Genomic DNA, 20,334 nt, shown 5'->3' with positions numbered 1-20,334 from the left:
TGACCTGTCGATTCACGGCTCCGCTTGCGGAGCCGGCTACTTATTTAGGAGCCTGAGCGTGACGTTTTCGACCTGGCTGAAAGGCCCCAGCGCGCAACACAGCTGGTTGGGCCTGTTGATCGACGGCCTCAACGCCGTCGGTTCGTTATTGATTTTCGCCATCATGGTGCTGATCTGCGCCGATGTAGTGGCGCGCAATCTGTTCAATCACCCGATCAACGGCGTCGCCGAACTGGTGGCCGCCTCCATTGTGATGATCGTTTTCCTGCAACTGGCCAGCGCCCTGCGCCACGGCCGGATGGCGCAGGCCGATATTTTTATCGCCGGCTTTGTGCGCAAGCATCCGCGCCTCGGCCACGGTTTGCAGACACTGTTCTATCTGGCGGGCGCTGCCATGCTTGCTGTTGTCTTCGATGGCACGCTGCCGGTCTATCTGAACGCCGTCGAGCGCCAACTGTTTATGGGCGTTGAAGGCGTATTCACCTTTCCGGTCTGGCCGATCCGGCTGGTCGTGCTGAGCTGCGCGGCGGTCACCGTCGCGCAGTATCTGCTGCTGGCGGCGCGGGAAATTCGCTTGATCGTCGCCCCCAGCCAAACAGCGGAGGCGAACGTATGAGCGGTTTGGAAATCGGCGTTATCGCCATCGTCGCCATGCTGGTGTTGATCTACATCGGCATGCACATCGCCATCGCTTTGATGTCGGTGTCGTTCGTTGCCATCGCTGCATTACGCGGGCCGCAGCTCGCCACGCGCATGGTCAGCGCTGCCGCCAACGATTCGTTGAGCAGTTATCTGTACGGCGTGGTGCCGCTGTTTGTGTTGATGGGATTACTGGTGGTGATTTCCGGCATCGGCCGCGACACCTTCGATGTGTTCCAGCATTTTCTGCGCAAGTTGCGCGGCGGTCTGGGCATTGCCACCGTCGGCGCCAATGGCGTGTTTGCGTCAATCACCGGCGTGTCGATTGCCTCAGCGGCGGTGTTCACCAAGGTCGCGGTGCCAGAAATGCGCCGCCACGGCTACACGCCGCGTTTTTCTGTCGGCGTGGTCGCTGGCAGTTCGGTGCTGGGCATGTTGATTCCGCCATCGCTGTTGATGATCGTCTACGGCGTGCTGGCCGAGCAGTCGGTCGGGCGCATGTTTATTGCCGGCATCGTGCCTGGCATTTTGCTGGCGCTGGGTTTCGTCGCGACCATTGGTTTGATTGCCTGGTTGCGGCCGAGCTTTATGGAACAGGCCGATTATCACGCCATTGATCCCGCTGACGTCGATCCCAGCCCGGGCCAGTTGATGGCGAAACTGGTGCCGATTCTGCTGTTGATGCTGCTGGTGCTCGGCGGTCTGTATTCCGGCTTTTTCACGCCGACCGAAGCCGGCGCTGTCGGTGCCTGCGGCGCGCTGGTTCTGGCGTTGATCAAACGTCGGCTGAGCTGGAAGTCGTTTTACGGCCTGCTCAATGAAACCGGCCACGTGGCGGTGTCGATTCTGTTTCTGATTCTCGCCGCCTCGCTGTACAGCCGCATGCTGGCACTGACCGGCCTGCCGATGTCCATCGCCCAATGGGTGACCGGCCTGGAATTGGGCATCTATCAGTTTCTGGTGATCTATCTGCTGGTGATCATTGCGATGGGCTGCATCATCGATTCGGTGTCGATCATGTTGATCGTGCTGCCCATTGTGCTGCCGATTGCCAGCCACTTCGGTTTCGATCTGATCTGGTTCGGGGTGATCACCGTTATCGCGGTGGAGATTGGCCTGGTTACGCCGCCGTTCGGCATTTCGGTGTACACCGTCAAAGCCAGCCTGAACGACGACTCGGTGCCGATTAAAGACATCTTCAAAGGCGTGATGCCGTTTTTCTTCGCCATGCTGGCAGCGCTGGCGGTGCTGACCGCTTTTCCGTCGCTGTCCACCACGCTCGCCTACCTGTACTGAGGATTCGCCATGACCGCTCAAGCCCTGCCGCAAACCAGCCTCGCGCAACTGTTTCATCAGGGCCGGTCGTTTGCGTATTGGCAAAACAAGGACGTGCCCGACGAGCTGTTGCGGCAACTCTATGATCTGGTCAGCCTCGGCCCGACCAGCAAAAACTGCAGCCCGTTGCGGTTGCTGTTTCTGCGCAGCGCCGAGGCCAAAGCCAAATTGATACCGGCGCTGGCGGCGGGCAACGTCGCCAAGGTTGAAGCCGCGCCGGTGACGGCCATCCTGGCTTACGACCGCCGCTTTCACGACCGCCTGCCGATGTTGTTTCCACACATGGAAGCGCGCACCGATTTTGTCGGCAACGAGCCGCTGCGCGAAGAAACCGCGATGCGCAACGGCAGCCTGCAAGGCGGCTATTTCATTCTGGCGGCGCGGGCGTTGGGGCTCGACTGCGGGCCGTTGTCCGGCTTCGATAACGACGCCGTTGACCGACTGTTTTTCAGCGATCAGGCACACCACGCCTATCGCAGTAATTTTCTGTGCAATCTCGGTTACGGCGACCGCACGCGCTTGCGCGAACGGCTGCCGCGATTGTCGTTCGAGGACTGCTGTCAGTTGTTGTGAAGTCAAAAAAATAACCACGAAAAGTTAGCGAATTCACCCACTAAGAAAACAATAAGAGGGTTTTGCCATGTGCCGTTTGTGTGATCACCGCAACCAAGCCCAGGCCGCCGGAGCGCGGCGGGATTTCCTGCAATTGGCCGCCGCTGGCAGCAGCTTTCCGCTGTCGGCTTCCGGCCCGGCGGAAGCGCCAACCAATTTGCCTAAAGGCGTGGGCGACCCAGGCCGACGCACGCTGATTCGCGGCGGCGCCGTGCTCAGCATGGACGCCAAGATCGGCGATTTCCCCAGCGGCGATGTGTTGCTCGAAGGCTCGCGCATTGTGCAGATTGCCGCGCACATCGACGCGCCCGATGCGGCGGTGATCGACGCTCGCGGCAAGATTGTGATGCCGGGTTTTATCGACACCCATCACCACCAGTTTGAAACCGCGCTGCGCGCCTGTCTGGTCAACGGCATTCTGATTAACGACGGCCAACCGCACAGCGAACGCAATTATTACGAGACCATTTTGCAGACGCTGTCGATGCAATACCGCACCGAAGACGTCTACATCAACGAACTGTTCGGCGGCCTGGCTCAGCTCGATGCCGGCGTGACCACCGTGATGGACGTGAGCCAGATTCACCACTCGCCCGAGCATTCCGATTCGGTGATTCAAGCACTGCGTGACACCGGCCGCCGTGCTGTGTTCGGTTACTTCGAAGGCTGGGGCGACGACGCCCGTTACCCCGAAGACGCGCGCCGCATTCGCGCCGAGCATTTCAGTTCCGACGACCAACTGACCAGCATGATCATGGGAGGCGAAATTTATCTGCCCGGTTATGAGAACGCCTGGCGCGTGGGCCGCGAATTGGACTTGCCGATTGCGCTGCACGTGGTTGGCACTTTCGGCATGGCACCGACGTTCGATGCGCTGGCCGAAGCCGGTGAATTCGGCGCCGACAACATCTTCATTCACATGACCGGCATGAGCGACATGGCCTGGCAAAAAGCCGCCGACGCCGGCGCGCACGTGTCGCTGTCGGTGCCGATTGAAATGACCATGCGCCACGGCATGCCGCCGATTCAGAAGTGTCTGAATTTGGGCTTGCAGCCGTCGCTGTCGACCGACGTCGAATGCACGCTGAGCGCCGATCCGTTCACGCAGATGCGCTCAACGCTGACGCTGCAACGCGCCTTTATCAACGAGGCGGCGCTGGCCGGTGAAACCGATTTACCGTCGCTGCTGACCGCGCGCGACTGCCTGCGTTTCGCCACGCTCGAAGGCGCACGCGGTTTGAAACTCGACCACAAAACCGGCTCACTGACGCCGGGCAAAGAGGCCGACATCGTGCTGCTCGACGCCACCGCCCTGAACGTGGCACCGCTGAACAACGTGCCCGGCGCGGTGGTCGCGCTGATGGATCGCAGCAATGTCGATACCGTTCTGGTCGCCGGTCAGATTCGCAAATGGCAGGGGCAGTTGGTGGGCGTGGATGTCGATCATCTGCGCAGCGGACTGGAAGCCAGCCGCGACCATCTGTTCGGTGCTGCCGGTATCGACATCGATCTGTTTCGCGACTGAACAGACTACGACCATCGTTGATCAAGGCCGATCAACGGTGGTCAAGGCGGAAAAAAACAGCGAGGATGCCATACTCTCGTCCAGTGAATTGAGCGAACTCGTGCATGAAACAGCTCGTGGTATCACTCGCCGTTTTGTTCGCGCTCGCGCTCCACGCCCGAGCCGATACCTTTCATTTTGCCATTGATGATTTCCCACCCTTTGTGGACCGCCAGGCCGACGGTTTTGGCATAGGGCCGCGCATTGTCACGGCCGCGCTCGCCAGCCAATCGCATCAGGCCCGCTACCATTTTGTGCCCTGGCCGCGGGCTTACCGTATGGCGATGGAAGGCCAGATCGACGGCACTTTTCCGTGGACCAACCAGGGCGACCGCCACGAACAGTTTCTGCTCTCGGCGCCGGTGTTCGAGCATCGTTTCAGTCTGGTGTTTGCGCCCGGTCAGGCGCGGCCCTGGCAGGATTTCGACGACCTCGACGGCCTGCGTTTCGGCACCGTTGCCGGTTACGCCATCGCCATCGATTTTTATCAGTGGATTGAGCAGACCGGCCAATCGCTGGAAGAAGTGAACAGCGAAAGCCTGCTGTTTCGCATGCTGGCCTACAACCGCTTCGACGTCGCCGCCTTCGACCAATTGGCGGCGCGCGCCTACATCAACGCCTTGCAGGACGACGTGCCGTTGGTTACCGATCTGGTGATTGAAGATCGCGCCATCGAAACCAGCAACACCGTGGTGTTGATGCCGCTGGGTTCAGAGCGTTCGCAACGGCTGCAAGCCATTCTCGCAGCCGGCCTGGCAGCGATCCGCGCCGATGGCACTTACGATGCCATTGTTAGTGGGGATTAATGGTTAGTGGAGATTAATGGTTAGTGGAGATTAATGGTTAGTGGCGATTAATGGTTAGTGGCGATTAATCCGGCGAGCGCGAGCGGTGCTCATCGCTCAAATCGTTCAAGGTGGCCGACAGCGCCGTTAACAACTGCTGGTTTTTGCTCACCACCTCGGTGATTTCGCTGGCCGACCCCGCGGCCTTGGCCGCCAGACTGCGCACTTCGTCGGCCACCACGGCAAAGCCGCGTCCGGCTTCGCCCGCTCGGGCCGCTTCAATGGCGGCGTTCAACGCCAGCAGGTTGGTCTGGTCGGCAATAGCGTTGATGCTCGACACCATGCGGTTGATGTTCTCGCCCGACTGGTGCAATTCGCCCATCACGGTTTCGCCGGTCTGTACGACTTTCATGCGCTCGCTGATGTCGGTGCCGTACAAAATCACCTTAATCACTTCGCCACGGCTGTTGCGCATGGCGGTGAAGGTGGCGCCGATGCCGATGTCGCCCTGTTTCAACGCCAGACGCAGATCGAGTTTGACGCTCTGGCCGTCGAGCAACGCCGTTCGCTGTGCCGCATCCAGATAACGTTCCCAAGTGCCCAACGCCGACGTCAATTCGGTGGTTTTAACGCCCCGGCTGCGTTGCAGAAAGTCGTTGATCGCCAGCAGTTCGCCCTGGCGCGACCACTCGATCAGCACGTTCGAGGCGTTGATGGCGGCGAAGCGCGTCTGGGCTTCCAGCGCTTTTAATTTCACCTCGGTGATGTCGGCCAGAATGGCGACAAAGCCATCGTGCTGACGGCTGCGTCGGTCGTACACCGGGTTGACCGTGGCCGCGACCCAAAAGGCGCTGGCGTCGCTGCGGTGCACTTCCACTTCGTCGTAAAACGGCCGTTGTGCGTCGAGCTCGTTGCGGATGCGTTCGCGCGTGGCCGGCTCGGTGTTGGGGCCGGCCAGAATCTCGCTCGGTTTGAGGCCGATGGCCTTCTCGGCGCTGTAGCCGGTCATGCGGCTGAAACCTGGGTTGACGTAACGGATGCGCCGCTGCGCATCGGTGATGATCACCGCGCTGTCGGTTTCGTCGGCCACCAGCGACAACAAGCGGAATTGCTCGCGCTTGCGCACATCGGCGGTGATGTCGGTGGCGAACTTGATCACTTTCACCACCGCGCCGTCGGCGTTGCGGATGGGGTTGTAGGTGGCGTGAATCCAAACGTCGGCGCCATCTTTGGTGCGCCGTTTGAAATCGGCGGTCTTGAATTCGCCCTGGCGCAACGCGGCCCAGAATTGTTGGTAGTCAGCGCCTTTGGTCTCCACCGGATCGACAAAAATACGATGGTGCTGACCGCGAATTTCGTCGAGCCGATAGCCCATCAAGGCCAGGAAATTTTCGTTAGCGGTGATGACGTTACCGTCGGGCTGAAATTCGATCACCGCCTGAGCGCGATGAATCGCCTGCAACTGCGACCGCGCTGCGGCGTTCTGCATCATTTGCTCAGTGATATCGGTGGCGAATTTGATGATCCGCTGCACCCTGCCGCCGCGCACGATGGGGGTGTATGTGGCGCGAATCCAGACCGGGCGGCCGTCTTTGGCGACGCGCTGAAAGGTCGCGGTGTTGGCCTTGCCGGCGGCGAGATCGGCCCAGAAGCGTCGATACTCGGCACTGTCAGCACTGGCCGGTGCCACAAAGATGCGATGGTGCCGGCCGACGATTTCCGCCGACTGATAACCCATCAAATCGAGAAACAACGCATTGGCAGCCAAGATGGTGCCATCGGGTTTGAATTGGATAACGGCCTGAGATTCCTGGATCGCGGCCAGGACGGCATCCGCATCGGTACTGAAACCGAACTTCATGGACTGCATGCCTACGAGGATGGACGGAGGCGTTGATACGTGACGGTGATCGAGTCGGATGACACTGGCGGGAGAAATAATCAGCGCGGGCCGGATTACACCAGGCCCGCGCTTGGGCCATTCAGATGCCGTTACACCTGATAGCCTTTTACGATGGCGTCGAGATCGGTCACGGCTTTAGCCAGTTCGCGGGTGTAATCGCTGGCGGCGCGTGCACCGTTGGTGGTTTCGCTGGTCACGGTGACGATGCGCTGCATGTTTTCGTTGATCGTTTCCGACACCGAATTCTGCTCTTCAGCGGCGCTGGCGATCTGAGCGTTCTGGCTGTTGATGGTGTTGACCGCCACCAACACGCCTTTGAGCGCGGCTTCCACCTGATGCGCTTCGGCCACGGTGTCGTTGCTGCTGTCGCGGATCGATTCGATCATGCGCGTTACTTCGCTGGAACCGTCCTGCAACCGACTGACGATGGCTTCGATTTCTTCGGTCGATTGCTGGCTGCGGCTGGCGAGTTTGCGCACTTCATCGGCCACCACGGCAAAGCCCCGACCGGCTTCACCGGCGCGAGCGGCTTCGATGGCGGCGTTCAGTGCCAGCAGGTTGGTTTGCTCGGCGACATCGCGAATCACATCCAGCACCGAGCCGATGGCTTCGGATTCCTTGCTCAGGTTTTGCGTCGCCGACACGCCTTCGCTAACGCGGTCGGCCATGCCGTCGATGACGGCGATGGCGCGGCCGAGCTGCGTCTGCGCCGATTCGGTCTGGCGCTCGGCGTCGCTGGCGGCTTCGGCGGCTTCGTTAGCGCTGCGGGCAACTTCCTGCGAGGCGGCGGCCATTTCGTTGATCGCGGCGGCGGCCTGGTCGCTTTCCTCCAACTGGCTGGCAACGCCGTTTTCGGTTTTGAGCATGATGCCGTTGAGCTTCGATACCGAGGCGCTGATGTCGCCGGAAGAGCGGTGAATCTGTTTGACCAGCGCCGCTACCTGATCGGCAAAGGCGTTGAAGCTGCGACTCAGCGCGCCGATTTCGTCGCGGCTGTGAATGTCGAGCCGGCGGGTCAGATCGCCGTCGCCGTTGGCAATGTCGTCCATCGCTTTCACCACGCGGTGCAGCGGGTTACTGATGCCGCGCGCCACGATCAGCGCGATCACGGCGATGCCGATCACTGCCAGCACGGCCGCCAGCATCGAAATACTGGTGGCTTGGTTTAAGTGGCCTTTCACTTCGTCGCGGGCGACGTCGAGTTGCGCTTCCATACCGTCGATGTAAAAGCCGGTGCCGATCACCCAGTTCCAGTTGGGCAGGTAAATCGCTTTGCTGATTTTCGGTGCCGGTACGCCCTGGGCGTTGTTCCACCAGTAGCGCGTCGGTTCGTCGTTACCGGCGGTGGCTTTATCGACCATCAGTTTGGAAAAGTGCACGCCGTTGACGTCTTGCAGGTTGGCGTGGTTCTGGCCGTCCAGGGCGGAATTGGCGCCGTGCGCCAGCATGTTGACCTTGTCGTCCATAACGAAGAAATAGCCCGGCGCGCCGGAATCGATGTAGCGCAGTTTGCGCATGATGTTCAGCGCCTGTTGTTGACGTTCGCGCTCGGTGCCCGGCACGTTACCTTCGTACAGATCGATGATGGCGGTGCGTGCCAGCGATAAATAGCTGTCGAGCTGGGCGCCGTAGGTGTCCGACATGGTGGTTTCGAACGCCTCGACGGATTGGCTGCCCATGGTGGCGGCCTGGTGCAGATTGATCGCGGTCAACGAGGCCGCGACCAACACCAGCGGTAGAATCGCCAACACCAGAATGCGGGCACGGATATTCAAAGACATCGGTCACTCCTTAAACAAAATCCCACCAGCCCGGACGCGCAGCGCGGCAACGGCCAATAAGCATCGGCCGTTATCCCAGCGGGACAGGCAGAGGGGAAACCAGGGTTATTCCCTGTTTGATTCAGGTTGAAACGGGTTGGGCAAAGCGATCTGGCGGATGCTGATCCGGCCAAAACGACGGCCATCATCAATGTCTAGCGGCTGCGGTCAATAAAACCTGAGCGGTTTCGGGATGTAAATTTGTCAGAACTGAACGTCGTTCGGTTAGGGTTTTTCGTCAAGATTCCGACAGGCACGAATGTGCGGCAAAAGCGCAGCGTTCAAATGCCCGTGCCAGCCGAACCGCAGCCACCGAACGCCAATCGACAACGGTTCGCAATGCGGCCCGGCACAGCCAAAAAGTCGACGTTGGTCATTTATCGACGCAGCGTTCCAGCCGGACTGATTAATCGAGCCGGAAACGCGTCACGCTGTTTTGCAGTTCGCTCGCCAGTTCCGCCAAGCCATTGCTGGAGACGCTGATTTCCTGCACCGCCGTTTCGGTTTCGGCGGCCATGGCGGCGATGCGCGACACGCTGGTGCTCACTTCGCTCGCCACGCTCGATTGTTCTTCCGAGGCGGTGGCGATTTGCAGCGTCAGATCGACGATTTTCTGCACTTCCAGCACCGCACCGCGCAGACGCTCGGCGGTGGCCGTCGACCGTTCAGCGATGGATTGCGCCGAGGCGCTGCATTCGTCAGTCAACACAGAGGCCTGCTTGGACGACACCAGCAAAGATTCAACCGTATTGGCAATTTCGTCAGTGGCGTTCTGGGTGTTTTGCGCCAGGCTGCGCACTTCGTCGGCCACAACGGCAAAGCCCCGGCCGTGTTCGCCTGCCCGCGCCGCTTCGATGGCGGCGTTCAACGCCAACAAGTTCGTCTGTTCGGCGACGCCTTTGATGGTGTCGAGAATGGCGTCCACGCCTTTCATTTCTTCGCGCAACGCCTGAATGCGGGTGTTGGCATCGCGCAGGTCGTCGGCCATGCGGTTGATGTCGCCGACCATTTCGCCCACGTCGTCCACGCCCTGGTTCACCACCTGATGCGTTTGCTTCGCCACTTGCGCCGAGGCGTTGGTGTTGCGCGTCACTTCGTTGATGGCGCTGCTCATTTCTTCGATGGCGGTGGCAACCTGTTCGGTTTGTTCGTTCTGCCGGTTGACGTTATCGAGGGTGTGATTGGTGATGGCGGTTAACTGCTGCGACGACGCCGCTTGCTGATCGGCGGCTTCGGAAATGCGCGTTACCAGCGCGCGCAAACCGGCCGACATCTGCTGCATCGATTTGAATACGCCGCTGGCGTTGTGTTGGTCGTCGGCGCTGGCGCGCAAATCGCCGTCGGCAATGGCAACGGCCACGCGTTGCAATTCGGCCGGTTCACGGCCCAAGGGTTTAAGAATGCTGCGCGCCGTCCACAGCGCCACACCGATGACGACGATCACCAGACCGGCCACCGTCCAGGCGGCGCTTTTCAACAATTGATTCGCCGGTGCGAAGGCTTCGGCGCGGTCCTGTTCTGCGATCAGTACCCAGTTCAGGCCGGCGCTATCAATGGGCGCGTAGGTGGATAACGCCGTGTCGCCCACATAATCCTTGCCTATCAGGCTGCCCACTTCGCCGGCCAGTCCAGCCCTGACGGCCTCGGTATCAACCCGCCCGGTGTCCGGATTACGGAAGGATTCGACCACGCTATGCTTATCCATATCGAACAGCGAGTCTGATCGCATCAGGCCATCACTTCCCACCAGATAAGTTTCACCGGTACTGCCCAAACCAGAACGTTCGCTCATGATGGCGCCGAGTCGATCCACCGGAAACTGCAGTGCCAGTACGCCGACACGCTCACCATTCACAAACATCGGCGCTGCCAAAAATCCGGCTGGGGCGTCGTAGGATGGCAAATAGACTTTGAAATCGACCAGTACGGCGTCGTCGTCCGGCGTCAATGCTGTCGCCTGACGATAGGCCTCGCCCAGGCTGGAATCGGCGTAGGGGCCGTCAATCAACGACGTGGCGAAGTCGATTTCCTTGAACACCGAATAGACGATGTCACCGTTGTTGTTGATCAAGAAAAGATCGTAAAAGCCGAAGCGTTGCTGGAAGTCGCGGAAATACGGGTGCCATTTACCATGTGCTTGGTCGTAACCGTAAAAGGTCGATGGGTTAACCATCTCGTCTTTGGCACCGGTTGGGTTGGGGTTGTCGGCAATGTAGGCGTATTGCATAGCCAGGGCGCTGAGACTCAACGGCTCCAGCAGCGTCGCAGGGTCCAACTGGACGGCCGGATGGGCTTCCAGCAAACGCGGATAGAATTCCTGCTCGTAGAATGGCAGCAACCGAGAGCGCATCGACGACATCGACCGCCCTGATTCCCGGGCATACAGCCGATACCCTTCGTCGAAATCCACCATGGCGTCGACCGCCGCCTGGTTTCGCGCCAAGCTGGACGCCTGATCGACGATGATAGTGAGGTAGCGGACGACGGCTTCTTTTTTGATGGCACGAACCGATTCCAACTGAGCCAACGCCTGACGCTCCAATACACCGCGCGCATCACGGGTACTGAGTACCGCCAGCAAGATAACCGGCACCAAACCGACCGATAACAGCGTTAAAATCAAGCGTCTTTTCAGGGTCATCCCAACTCTTCCTATCTACAGCGTGGACAGACATAAAAAGATAGACCCACTCGGCGTATAAGCCAGCCGACGATGGACAGAGAAGCCTTTGTTGGCGGCATGCTACCTAGGCTTCCATCGCCGTTAAAGTGGTTCGATTTGGCAGGCTTTCCATATCCCCTTCAACCTGAATGGCGCGTGCGCCCAGGCGGTTGCCCCGCTGCAAAGCCTGTTCAACCGAACGGCCTTCCAACAGCGCGCTGATCACGCCCACGGCAAAGGCGTCACCTGCGCCTACTGTATCGACCACTTCGGCCACAACTTCACCCGCTTGAAACCGCTGTTCGATTGACCCGGTTAAGGTGCCGCGGTACAGGCTGCCTTCCGGCCCCAGCTTGAGCACCACGGCCTTGGCGCCGCCGTCCAGGTAGAAATCGGCAATGGCGGCGGGGTCGTCGCGGCGGGTCAGCAAACGGCCTTCGGCAATGCCGGGCAACACCCAATCGACCTGGCGCGCCAGCGCATTCAGGGTGTCGCGCATCACCGCTTCGCTCGGCCACAGGCTGGGGCGCAAATTCGGATCGAAGGAAATGCTGGCACCGGCGGCGCGCGCTTTGGCGATCAGGGTTTCGCTCAACGCCAGACAACCGGCCGACAGCGCCGGCGTGATGCCGGTGAGGTGCAGATGGCGCAGGTTGGATAAATCGAGCCGCTCGGCATCGGCCGGCGACATCTGGCTGGCAGCGCTGCCACGGCGGAAATACTCGACTTTCGGATCGCGGCCTTCGAGCGCCTTTTCTTTGAACATCAAGCCGGTCGGATGGCTGGAGTCGGTCAGCATTGCACGGCAGTCGATGCCTTCGGCGGTCAGGCTGGCGCGCACGAAACGCCCTAGGCTGTCGTCGCCGACCCGGCTGAGCCATTGCACCGAAAAACCCAGCCGCGATAAGCCAATGGCGACGTTGTTATCGGCCCCGGCAAGGCGGCGCTGGAATTGGTCAACCGTCGCCAGATCGCCCGGTGTTTGCGCCACATACAACGCCATGGGTTCACCAAAACAGAGGATTTCCGGTGCGGTTCGAGAAGATTCGGTGCTCATGCTTCGCTCTTCGTTTCCCTATTGTTTTTGTTTGACAGAGACTTCATCGTCTCACTACCATACTAGTTAGACAAGAATGGAAGATAATAATAATGACCGCCGACTTGATCGCCCTGTGGGATGACGCCCAATCCGAAAGCAACATGCGCCAGCGTATTTACGACGTGTTGCGCCAGTCCATCATTCGCATGACCTTGGCCCCCGGCCAGGCGTTGTCGGAAAAAGAAATTGCCGATGCGTTTTCGGTCAGCCGCCAGCCGGTGCGCGAAGCCTTTATCCGTTTGTCGGAAGCCGGCCTGGTGGAAATTCGTCCGCAACGCGGCACTTACGTGGTGCAGATTTCCCAAACAGCGGTCACCGAAGCGCGCTTCGTGCGCGAGGCGGTAGAAGTATCGGTCGCCTGTTCGGCCGCCGAACAAGGCCTGGACGACAAAGTGCTGTACGAACTGCGCGATCTGATTGAACGCCAGAAGCGCTGCATCGAGCCGGCCGATCACGATCGTTTCTTCGAACTCGACGAAGCCTTTCACCGCACGCTGTCGCTTGGCTCTGGTCACGACGCCGCCTGGCGGGTGACTCAGGAAGTGAAAGCCCAGCTGGATCGGGTGCGTTATCTGTCGCTGCCTGAAACCACGCCCTTACCCAAATTGATCGAACAGCACAGCCAGATTCTGGATGCCATTGCCGCGCGCGACATCAAAGCCACACGCGGTCACATGCAGGCGCATCTGCGTGAAATTCTGCGCTCGCTGCCCGATCTCACCGAACGCTTTCCGGACATGTTTGCTGCGGCGTCAAGTGCCGCCCGGAAACGAGCGTCAGGCTGAACAGGACGCTTCAACCAACGCTCAGCGTAACCGGCCGCATTGGCGGTCACTAAAAACTGGTCCCTACAAAACAGAACCAACCCACGACTTCAACCACAACAACAAGACCTGGAGTTCACATGAAAATCAGCACACTTTTGCCCGCCCTGGCGCTGGCTATGGTCGGCGGCAACGCTCTGGCCGACTACGAACTGAACCTGTCTTCCGCGCTGAGCGTGCAAGACCCGATCGTGCAATCCATGCAAGCCGCCAAAGAGCGCATTGAAGCGCGCAGCAACGGCGAACTGAGCATCCGCATTTTCCCCAACAGCCAACTCGGTTCCGACGAAGACGTGCTGGAGCAGATTCGCAGCGGCGCCAACTTCGCCATTCTGGTCGACGCCGGCCGGCTGTCGGAATACCAGCCGGAGCTGGGCATTCTGAGCGCGCCGTACTTGGTCGAAGACCCGGCCGATTACGACAAAATCACCTCGTCTGAGCTGTACCAAGGCTGGGTCGATAGCCTGGCCGCCAACTCCGGCCTGCGTCTGCTGAACTACAACTGGTTCCAGGGTTCGCGTCAGATGCTGACTGAAAAGCCGATCCACACCCCGGCTGATCTGGCTGGCGTGCGCGTGCGCACCATCAACTCACCGGTCTGGATCAAAACCATTGCCGGCATGGGCGCCACCCCAACGCCGCTGCCCTGGACCGAAGTCTATTCAGCGCTGCAACTGGGCGTGATCGACGGCGCCGAAGCGCAATTGACCGCCGCCAACGGCCAGAACCTGCAAGAAGTGATCACCAACATCGCGCTGACCAAGCACATCCATTTGATGACGGGTCTGGCAACGTCGGAAGCCTGGTATCAGAGCCTGCCGCAGAACCTGCGCACCATTGTTGATGAAGAGCTGTTCCGCGCCGGCGCCGAAGCCAGCCAGGCCACCATCGACGCTCAAGCCTCGGTGCGTGCCAACATGGAAGCGGCCGGTGTGACCTTCAACGACGTCGATATCAGCCTGTTCCGCGATGCGGTCAGCGGTGTTTACGACGAACTGGGTTACAGCGACATCCGCGACCAGTTGCTCGGTCAGTAAGCCGACCGGCGGTCGCAGCCAAACCGCGACCGCCGCTTTCCCCCTTCGATTACGAGGTTCCGCCATGTGGCACTGGTACGACCGCATTGAGCAGTGGCTGGCCGTGATTCTGCTCAGCGCCACCACCCTGACCATGCTCGCCAGCTCAACCATGCGCGCCATCGGCCACCCGTTTGCCGGCGGTGCTGAGTTGTCGCAACTGTTATTTATCTGGACCACCGTGCTCGGCGCCGACATCACGCTGCGCAGCGGCGATCAGGTCCGCGTTGATATTTTCACCACCATGATGCCGCCGCTGTTGCTGCGCCCGGTCATCGTGCTGTGTTTGTTAATGATGTTTGGTTTTCTGGGTTTGCTCGCCCGCTACGGTTTTCCGCTCGCCTTTTCCAACTGGCAGCGGCCTTTGGGCGTGGGTGATTTGAGTTACGGCTACGTCACGCTGGCCCTGCCGGTGGGTGCGTCGCTGATGATGCTGTCGCTGCTGCGCCGACTCTGGCGTCGCGGCTTGCTGCGCGTGTTCAGCCCGGATCTGGAGGACGCCGCATGACGGCTACGTTATTGCTCTGCTTTGGCCTGTTGTTGATGGCCATTGGCATGCCGGTCGCCTTTGCCATTGGCATCGCCGGTTTCAGTTATTTCCTGCTGCCGGATACGTTTTTGCCAGTCAACATCGGCGCGCAACGCATTGTCTCGGCGACCCAATCTTTCCCGTTGTTGGCGGTGCCGTTGTTTATTCTGCTCGGCCATTTGATGAACGCCAGCGGCATTACGCCGCGTTTGATCCGGCTCTCAACCTTACTCGCCGGCTGGATGATCGGCGGTCTGGCGCAAGCCAGTCTGGTGTTAAGTACCTTGATGGGCGGCGTCTCCGGCTCGGCCGTGGCAGACGCGGCCATGCAATCGCGCGTGCTCGGCAAAGGCATGGTCGGCGAAGGTTACAGCCCGGGCTTTACCGGCGCCGTGCTCTCGATTGGCGGCCTGATTACCGCCACCATTCCGCCCAGCATCGGCCTAATTCTGTACGGCTATTTAGGCGAAGTGTCGATTGGCCGGTTGTTCATCGCCGGCGTCGTGCCCGGCTTTTTATTGATGATCGCGCTGATGGTGACCACTTACTTCGTCGCCAAAAAACGCGGCTATAAAGCCGTACTCGATAAGCGCCCGACCGGCCGCGAAGTCTGGACGGCATTGCGCGAAAGCATCTGGGCGCTGCTGTTCCCGCTGTGGTTGTTAATCGGTATTCGCTACGGCCTGTTCACGCCCTCCGAAGCCGGTGCTTTTGCGGTCGCCTATGCGTTGATTATCGGGGTGCTGATTCACCGCGAAATGACGCTGAAACAAATTCTCGGCGCGCTGCACGCCGGCGTGCGCGACATTGGCGTCATCATGCTGATCATCATGTTTTCCGGTGTCATCGGTTACGTCGTCTCGTTCGAACGTGTACCGCAAAGCATCGCCGAACTGACCGTCGGTGTGTTTTCCAGCCAGGTGTCGCTGCTGCTGACGCTGGCGTTGCTGCTGGTGTTCTTCGGCATGTTGCTCGAAGCCACCGTCGTGGTGATGTTGCTGACACCGATTCTGGTGCCGGTAGTCACTGCCGCCGGCATCGACCCGGTGCACTTCGGTCTGGTGATGATGATTCTGGTCACCTTCGGTGGCATGACGCCGCCAGTCGGCATTTCCATGTATGCCGTGTGCGGCATTCTCGGTTGTTCGTTCGTCGATTACAGCCGCGAATTATTGCCGCTGGCACTGGCCGTTATCGCCGTCGTCGTGACCATTATTTTCGTGCCCAATTTAGTGCTGTTTTTACCCAATTGGTTGATGGGTTAACGGCTTAACGTTTTAACGGCTCGGGAGCTGTTATGTCTGCGCACACGCAACAACCTTTTATCGGCCCGGACTTTTTATTGGGCAACGCCGCCGCGCGTCGGTTGTACCACGACCACGCCGCCGGCATGCCGATTTGCGATTACCACTCGCACCTCGATCCGGTGGAGATTGCCGACAACCAAGCGTTCGACAACCTGACGCAACTCTGGCTGCGCGGCGACCACTACAAATGGCGCGCCATGCGCATCGCCGGCATTGCCGAACAACGCATCACCGGCGACATCGACGCACGCGAACGCTTTCAGGCCTGGGCCGAAACCGTGCCCGACTGCTTGGGCAACCCGCTGTATCACTGGACGCATTTAGAGTTGCGCTTTCCGTTGGGCATCGACGACGTCTTGTTGTCGCCACAAACCGCCGACGACATCTGGCAACGTTCGCGCGCCGCACTGGCAACACCCGAGCTGAAACCGCAGGGCATTTTGCAGCAATTCCAGGTGCGACAACTGTGCACCACGGACGATCCACTCGATGACTTGGCGAAACATCGGCAACACGCTCAAGCCGGCCAAGGCCCGTTGATGTTGCCGACCTTCCGGCCGGACACAATTTATAAACCCGAGCACCCGGATTTCGCCAATTACGTCAGCCGACTCGAAAGCGTTTCCGGCGTACCCATTCAAGGCTTCGACGATGTGCTCTCGGCGCTGCACCAACGGCTCGATTTCTTCGCCGCCAACGGCTGCTGTTTGTCGGATCACAGCCTGGAAATTCCCGTGTTTCAAACGCCGCCGTCGAGCGCCGAACTGGACCGGATTCTGGACGCCGCACGGCGCGGCGAAACACTGTCGTCCGACGACCGCGCTGGCTTCACCACCGCCGTATTACTCTGGCTCGGCCAGCAATACGCCGAGCGTGGCTGGGTGATGCAATTGCACCTCGGCGCGCAGCGCAACCTCAGCCAGCGCGGCGAACGCACCGTCGGCATCAACAGCGGTTTCGATGCCATCGGCGATGTGAATTACGCCCAGCCGCTGGCGCAATTAATGGACGCGCTCGACCGCACCAACCAATTGCCACGCACCGTCTTGTACAACCTGAATCCGCGTGACAACGAAATGCTGGCCGCACTCGCGGGCAGTTTTCAAAGCGACGGCATCGCCGGAAAAATTCAGTTCGGCGCCGCCTGGTGGTTCAACGATCAACGCGACGGCATTGAACGCCAACTGACCGCGCAAATGCAATTTGGTTTGCTGCGTCACGCCGTCGGCATGTTGACCGACTCGCGCAGTTTGCTGTCGTTTTCGCGTCACGATTATTACCGCAGAATTTTGTGCAATCGCCTCGGTCAGTTGATGAGCGACGGCGAATTACCCAACGACCTGGACCGCGTCGGCGAACTCGTGCGCGCGGTCTGCTACGACAACGTCCAGCGTTATTTATTTGACCGCTGAGTGACGACTATGAAAGGAAATCTCATGAGAATCAGCGATGCCTATGTGATTGTTTCGTCGCCGGGACGCAACTTTGTCACGCTCAAAATTGTGACCGAATCCGGCGTGTACGGAATCGGCGATGCGACGCTCAACGGCCGCGAAATGGCCGTAGTCGCCTACCTGGAAGAGCACGTCGTACCGGCCTTAATCGGCCGCGACGCCAGCCGCATCGAAGACATCTGGCAGTATTTTTATCGCGGCCCCTATTGGCGTCGCGGCCCGGTAACCATGGCCGCCATTGCTGCTGTTGACGTCGCACTGTGGGACATCAAAGCCAAGGCTGCCCAAATGCCGCTGTACCAATTGCTCGGCGGCAAAAGTCGCGAACGGGTGATGACCTACGCGCACTGCACCGGTCAAGACATCGACGGCTGCCTGGCTGAAGTGCAGAAAGCGGTCGATCAAGGTTATTTGGCCGTGCGCGTGCAAGCCGGCGTGCCAGGCATTCCGACGACTTACGGCGTAGCAAAAAAAGTCGGTGAACGGTACGAACCCGCCGACGCCGATTTGCCCGCCGAACACGTTTGGAACACCGCCAAATATCTGAACCACGTACCGCATTTATTTTCCGCCGTGCGCGAACGTTTTGGCGACGATCTGCACTTGCTGCACGACGTACACCACCGCCTCACACCTATCGAAGCCGCGCGTCTGGGCAAAGAAGTGGAACGCTATAAATTGTTCTGGCTGGAAGATTGCGTAGCCGCCGAAAACCCCGAAGCGTTTCAATTAATTCGCCAACACACCACCACGCCGTTGGCGCTCGGTGAAGTGTTCAACTCAATTCACGATTACCGCGAATTAATCGTCAACCAATGGATCGATTACGTGCGCGCACCCCTGACGCACGCCGGCGGCATCACCCACGTGCGCCGCATCGCCGACCTGGCCGCGCTGTACAACATTCGCACCGGCTTCCATGGCGCGACCGATTTATCGCCGATTTGCCTCGGCGCGGCTGTGCATTTCGACACCTGGGTACCGAACTTCGGCATTCAGGAACACATGCCACACGAAGCCTTAACCGACGAGGTTTTCCCGCACGATTATCGTTTTGAAGACGGGCACTTTATTGTCGGCGAAACACCGGGGCACGGCGTCGATATTGACGAAACCAAAGCCAAACAATACCCCTACAAACGCGCCAGCCTGCCGGTCAACCGACTCGAAGACGGCACACTCTGGCATTGGTAGTGAACGACTTTATGACGTCAAACATCGGCATTGTGCATCTGGGATTGGGCGCCTTTCACCGCGCCCATCAAGCGGCGTATTTAGACGCCTACGCCAAACGCACCGGCAACTCCGACTGGGCCATTTGCAGCGCGAATTTGCGTTCAAACCAGTCGTTAGTCGATGCGTTGGCGAGCGCCAATTATCGCTACCATTTGGTCGAGTACACCGACCGAAAAAACGCTAACGTCCGCACCATCGACAGCATTAAAAAAACGCTGTTCACCGGCCGCGATGCCGACGGACATTGGGGCCGCGATCTGGACGAATTACTGCTACGAATGAGCGACGCCTCGGTGCACATCGTCACGCTAACGGTCACTGAAAAAGGCTACTTTTTAAGTCCGTCCGATGCCCAGTTATTAACCGACGCACCAGACATTGCCGCCGACATCAACAACCCCAAACAGCCACGCACCGCGCCCGGCATTTTGGTCGAAGCGTTACGCCGTCGCCGCGCTGCCGACATCGCGCCGTTCACCGTTTTGTGTTGCGACAACATGCCCGCCAACGGCGAACGCACCCGCGCCGCCGTCTGCCAATTGGCCGCACAAAACGACCCCGAGTTAGCGGACTGGATTGCCGCCGAAGTCGCCTTCCCATCGAGCATGGTCGACCGCATTGTGCCGGCCATGACCGACGCCGAATTCGACCGTTTAAAAGCGCTCGGCATTGACGACGCCAACGCCGTCGTCAGCGAAGCATTCAGCCAATGGGTAGTGGAAGATCACTTCCCTAGCGGCCGGCCGGACTGGCAAGACGACGGCGTGCAAATGGTCGCCGATGTCGCGCCGTTCGAAGACATGAAATTGCGCCTGCTCAACGGCAGCCATTCGTTGTTGGCGTACCTCGGCAGCCTCGCCGGTTTTGCAACCGTCGCCGACGCCGTTGGCAACGCTCAGGTTCGGGCATTCCTGAAACACTACATGCTCAACGAAGCCGCCCCGACACTCGCCATGCCCGCCGGCACCGACCTGCATGCTTACTGCGACCAACTGCTGCACCGTTTCGCCAACGACAGCCTTAACCATCGGCTGCATCAAATCGCCATGGACGGCTCGCAAAAATTGCCGCAACGCTGGCTCGCCGGCGCACTGGAACACACCGACCGCGCTCGCAATTTGCGCTGCACCGCACTCGGCATTGCCGCCTGGATTCGCTACACCAGCGGCTTCGACGGACGCGGCCAGGCACACACCGTCAGCGATCCACTGGCCGACACCCTGGCGGCACTGCACCAACAACACGACCGAGTGGAAGACTTAATCGCCGCCTTCTTTGCGCTGCGCGCGGTGTTCCCGCCGGAACTGGCCAGCGATGCGAATTGGCAAACAGCGGTGGTCGATGCCTATCGTCAACTCGACGCCGTGCTGAATTTCGATGTTGATTGGCCCGGTTAAGCACCAATGAAGCTGGCGCTTCCTCAACCTTGACCCACATCAAAACGCGACCGGCCGGAAGGCGGCACACTGCCGCCATTCAAACTGTCCAA

15 protein-coding genes and 2 pseudogenes are annotated in these 20,334 nt (G+C 59.7%); 12 read left to right on the top strand and 5 right to left on the bottom strand.

All coding sequences use genetic code 11. The annotated features are described in order from the left end of the window. Window positions 1-58 precede the first annotated feature (58 nt). The 5 genes from DW349_RS02290 to DW349_RS02270 all read left to right on the top strand — a co-directional run bounded on the left by DW349_RS02290 (window position 59) and on the right by DW349_RS02270 (window position 4,956). Window positions 59-616 (top strand): TRAP transporter small permease subunit, encoded by a 558-nt coding sequence (locus tag DW349_RS02290; protein ID WP_232819384.1) that lies wholly within the window; start codon window positions 59-61, stop codon window positions 614-616. After that, window positions 613-1,935 carry a TRAP transporter large permease gene (locus tag DW349_RS02285; protein WP_108127285.1) on the top strand — a complete coding sequence of 441 codons (1,323 nt, stop codon included), beginning with the start codon at window positions 613-615 and terminating at the stop codon, window positions 1,933-1,935. Before DW349_RS02290 ends, DW349_RS02285 begins: the two co-directional genes overlap by 4 nt. A gap of 9 nt (window positions 1,936-1,944) precedes the next feature. Beyond that, on the top strand, window positions 1,945-2,547 hold the full coding sequence (locus tag DW349_RS02280; protein WP_108127287.1) for a malonic semialdehyde reductase: 603 nt from the start codon (window positions 1,945-1,947) through the stop codon (window positions 2,545-2,547). A 67-nt stretch (window positions 2,548-2,614) separates the two neighbouring features. Further along, window positions 2,615-4,111, top strand: coding sequence for an amidohydrolase family protein (locus DW349_RS02275; RefSeq protein ID WP_108127289.1), 1,497 nt, complete (start codon window positions 2,615-2,617; stop codon window positions 4,109-4,111). 104 nt (window positions 4,112-4,215) lie between these two features. Beyond that, on the top strand, window positions 4,216-4,956 hold the full coding sequence (locus DW349_RS02270) for a substrate-binding periplasmic protein (protein WP_108127292.1): 741 nt from the start codon (window positions 4,216-4,218) through the stop codon (window positions 4,954-4,956). A gap of 189 nt (window positions 4,957-5,145) precedes the next feature. On the opposite strand, the pseudogene DW349_RS17665 reads toward DW349_RS02270, so the two are convergent. The 5 genes and pseudogenes from DW349_RS17665 to DW349_RS02250 form a co-directional block, all read right to left on the bottom strand. Next, window positions 5,146-5,347, bottom strand: a pseudogene (locus DW349_RS17665) (methyl-accepting chemotaxis protein); the annotation flags it as partial. A gap of 399 nt (window positions 5,348-5,746) precedes the next feature. Next, a pseudogene (locus tag DW349_RS17660) lies at window positions 5,747-6,796 on the bottom strand (PAS domain S-box protein); the annotation flags it as partial. Between the two features lie 131 nt (window positions 6,797-6,927). Beyond that, the gene (locus DW349_RS02260) at window positions 6,928-8,619 is read right to left on the bottom strand and encodes a methyl-accepting chemotaxis protein (protein ID WP_108127296.1); all 1,692 of its coding nucleotides are present in this window, start codon (window positions 8,617-8,619) and stop codon (window positions 6,928-6,930) included. Between the two features lie 445 nt (window positions 8,620-9,064). Further along, window positions 9,065-11,299 carry a methyl-accepting chemotaxis protein gene (locus DW349_RS02255; protein WP_108127298.1) on the bottom strand — a complete coding sequence of 745 codons (2,235 nt, stop codon included), beginning with the start codon at window positions 11,297-11,299 and terminating at the stop codon, window positions 9,065-9,067. A 106-nt stretch (window positions 11,300-11,405) separates the two neighbouring features. Next, window positions 11,406-12,377, bottom strand: coding sequence for a sugar kinase (locus DW349_RS02250; RefSeq protein WP_108127300.1), 972 nt, complete (start codon window positions 12,375-12,377; stop codon window positions 11,406-11,408). A gap of 92 nt (window positions 12,378-12,469) precedes the next feature. Between DW349_RS02250 and DW349_RS02245 the strand changes: the two genes are divergently transcribed. From DW349_RS02245 to DW349_RS02215, 7 genes are all read left to right on the top strand, one after another. Further along, complete coding sequence (locus DW349_RS02245; RefSeq protein WP_108127302.1) at window positions 12,470-13,204, top strand: GntR family transcriptional regulator; 735 nt, start codon at window positions 12,470-12,472, stop codon at window positions 13,202-13,204. A 119-nt stretch (window positions 13,205-13,323) separates the two neighbouring features. Then, window positions 13,324-14,280, top strand: coding sequence for a C4-dicarboxylate TRAP transporter substrate-binding protein (locus DW349_RS02240; RefSeq protein ID WP_108127304.1), 957 nt, complete (start codon window positions 13,324-13,326; stop codon window positions 14,278-14,280). A gap of 64 nt (window positions 14,281-14,344) precedes the next feature. Continuing rightward, window positions 14,345-14,827 (top strand): TRAP transporter small permease, encoded by a 483-nt coding sequence (locus tag DW349_RS02235; protein ID WP_108127306.1) that lies wholly within the window; start codon window positions 14,345-14,347, stop codon window positions 14,825-14,827. Further along, window positions 14,824-16,113 carry a TRAP transporter large permease gene (locus DW349_RS02230; protein ID WP_108127308.1) on the top strand — a complete coding sequence of 430 codons (1,290 nt, stop codon included), beginning with the start codon at window positions 14,824-14,826 and terminating at the stop codon, window positions 16,111-16,113. The genes DW349_RS02235 and DW349_RS02230 overlap by 4 nt, the downstream gene beginning before the upstream one ends. Window positions 16,114-16,145: 32 nt before the next feature. Beyond that, the gene (gene uxaC, locus DW349_RS02225) at window positions 16,146-17,567 is read left to right on the top strand and encodes a glucuronate isomerase (RefSeq protein WP_108127310.1); all 1,422 of its coding nucleotides are present in this window, start codon (window positions 16,146-16,148) and stop codon (window positions 17,565-17,567) included. A gap of 24 nt (window positions 17,568-17,591) precedes the next feature. After that, entirely contained in the window at window positions 17,592-18,803 is a 1,212-nt protein-coding gene (gene manD / locus DW349_RS02220; protein WP_108127312.1) for a D-mannonate dehydratase ManD, read from the top strand. Window positions 18,804-18,814: 11 nt separating this feature from the next. Then, window positions 18,815-20,242 (top strand): mannitol dehydrogenase family protein, encoded by a 1,428-nt coding sequence (locus DW349_RS02215; protein WP_108127358.1) that lies wholly within the window; start codon window positions 18,815-18,817, stop codon window positions 20,240-20,242. The last annotated feature ends 92 nt before the right edge of the window (window positions 20,243-20,334 follow it).

This window comes from Saccharospirillum mangrovi (assembly GCF_003367315.1).
Lineage (GTDB): Bacteria > Pseudomonadota > Gammaproteobacteria > Pseudomonadales > Natronospirillaceae > Saccharospirillum > Saccharospirillum mangrovi.
This window is presented reverse-complemented; position numbering and strand designations above follow the sequence as displayed.

Bases quoted from the DNA above. Each gene is read 5' to 3' on its own strand.
- DW349_RS02285 (WP_108127285.1), top strand. From the start codon at position 613: ATGAGCGGTTTGGAAATCGGCGTTATCGCCATCGTCGCCATGCTGGTG.
- DW349_RS02255 (WP_108127298.1), bottom strand. From the start codon at position 11,299: ATGACCCTGAAAAGACGCTTGATTTTAACGCTGTTATCGGTCGGTTTG.
- DW349_RS02230 (WP_108127308.1), top strand. From the start codon at position 14,824: ATGACGGCTACGTTATTGCTCTGCTTTGGCCTGTTGTTGATGGCCATT.
- DW349_RS02215 (WP_108127358.1), top strand. From the start codon at position 18,815: ATGACGTCAAACATCGGCATTGTGCATCTGGGATTGGGCGCCTTTCAC.
- DW349_RS02260 (WP_108127296.1), bottom strand. From the start codon at position 8,619: ATGTCTTTGAATATCCGTGCCCGCATTCTGGTGTTGGCGATTCTACCG.
- manD (WP_108127312.1), top strand. From the start codon at position 17,592: ATGAGAATCAGCGATGCCTATGTGATTGTTTCGTCGCCGGGACGCAAC.
- DW349_RS02250 (WP_108127300.1), bottom strand. From the start codon at position 12,377: ATGAGCACCGAATCTTCTCGAACCGCACCGGAAATCCTCTGTTTTGGT.
- DW349_RS02240 (WP_108127304.1), top strand. From the start codon at position 13,324: ATGAAAATCAGCACACTTTTGCCCGCCCTGGCGCTGGCTATGGTCGGC.
- DW349_RS02235 (WP_108127306.1), top strand. From the start codon at position 14,345: ATGTGGCACTGGTACGACCGCATTGAGCAGTGGCTGGCCGTGATTCTG.
- DW349_RS02280 (WP_108127287.1), top strand. From the start codon at position 1,945: ATGACCGCTCAAGCCCTGCCGCAAACCAGCCTCGCGCAACTGTTTCAT.
- DW349_RS02275 (WP_108127289.1), top strand. From the start codon at position 2,615: ATGTGCCGTTTGTGTGATCACCGCAACCAAGCCCAGGCCGCCGGAGCG.
- uxaC (WP_108127310.1), top strand. From the start codon at position 16,146: ATGTCTGCGCACACGCAACAACCTTTTATCGGCCCGGACTTTTTATTG.
- DW349_RS02245 (WP_108127302.1), top strand. From the start codon at position 12,470: ATGACCGCCGACTTGATCGCCCTGTGGGATGACGCCCAATCCGAAAGC.
- DW349_RS02270 (WP_108127292.1), top strand. From the start codon at position 4,216: ATGAAACAGCTCGTGGTATCACTCGCCGTTTTGTTCGCGCTCGCGCTC.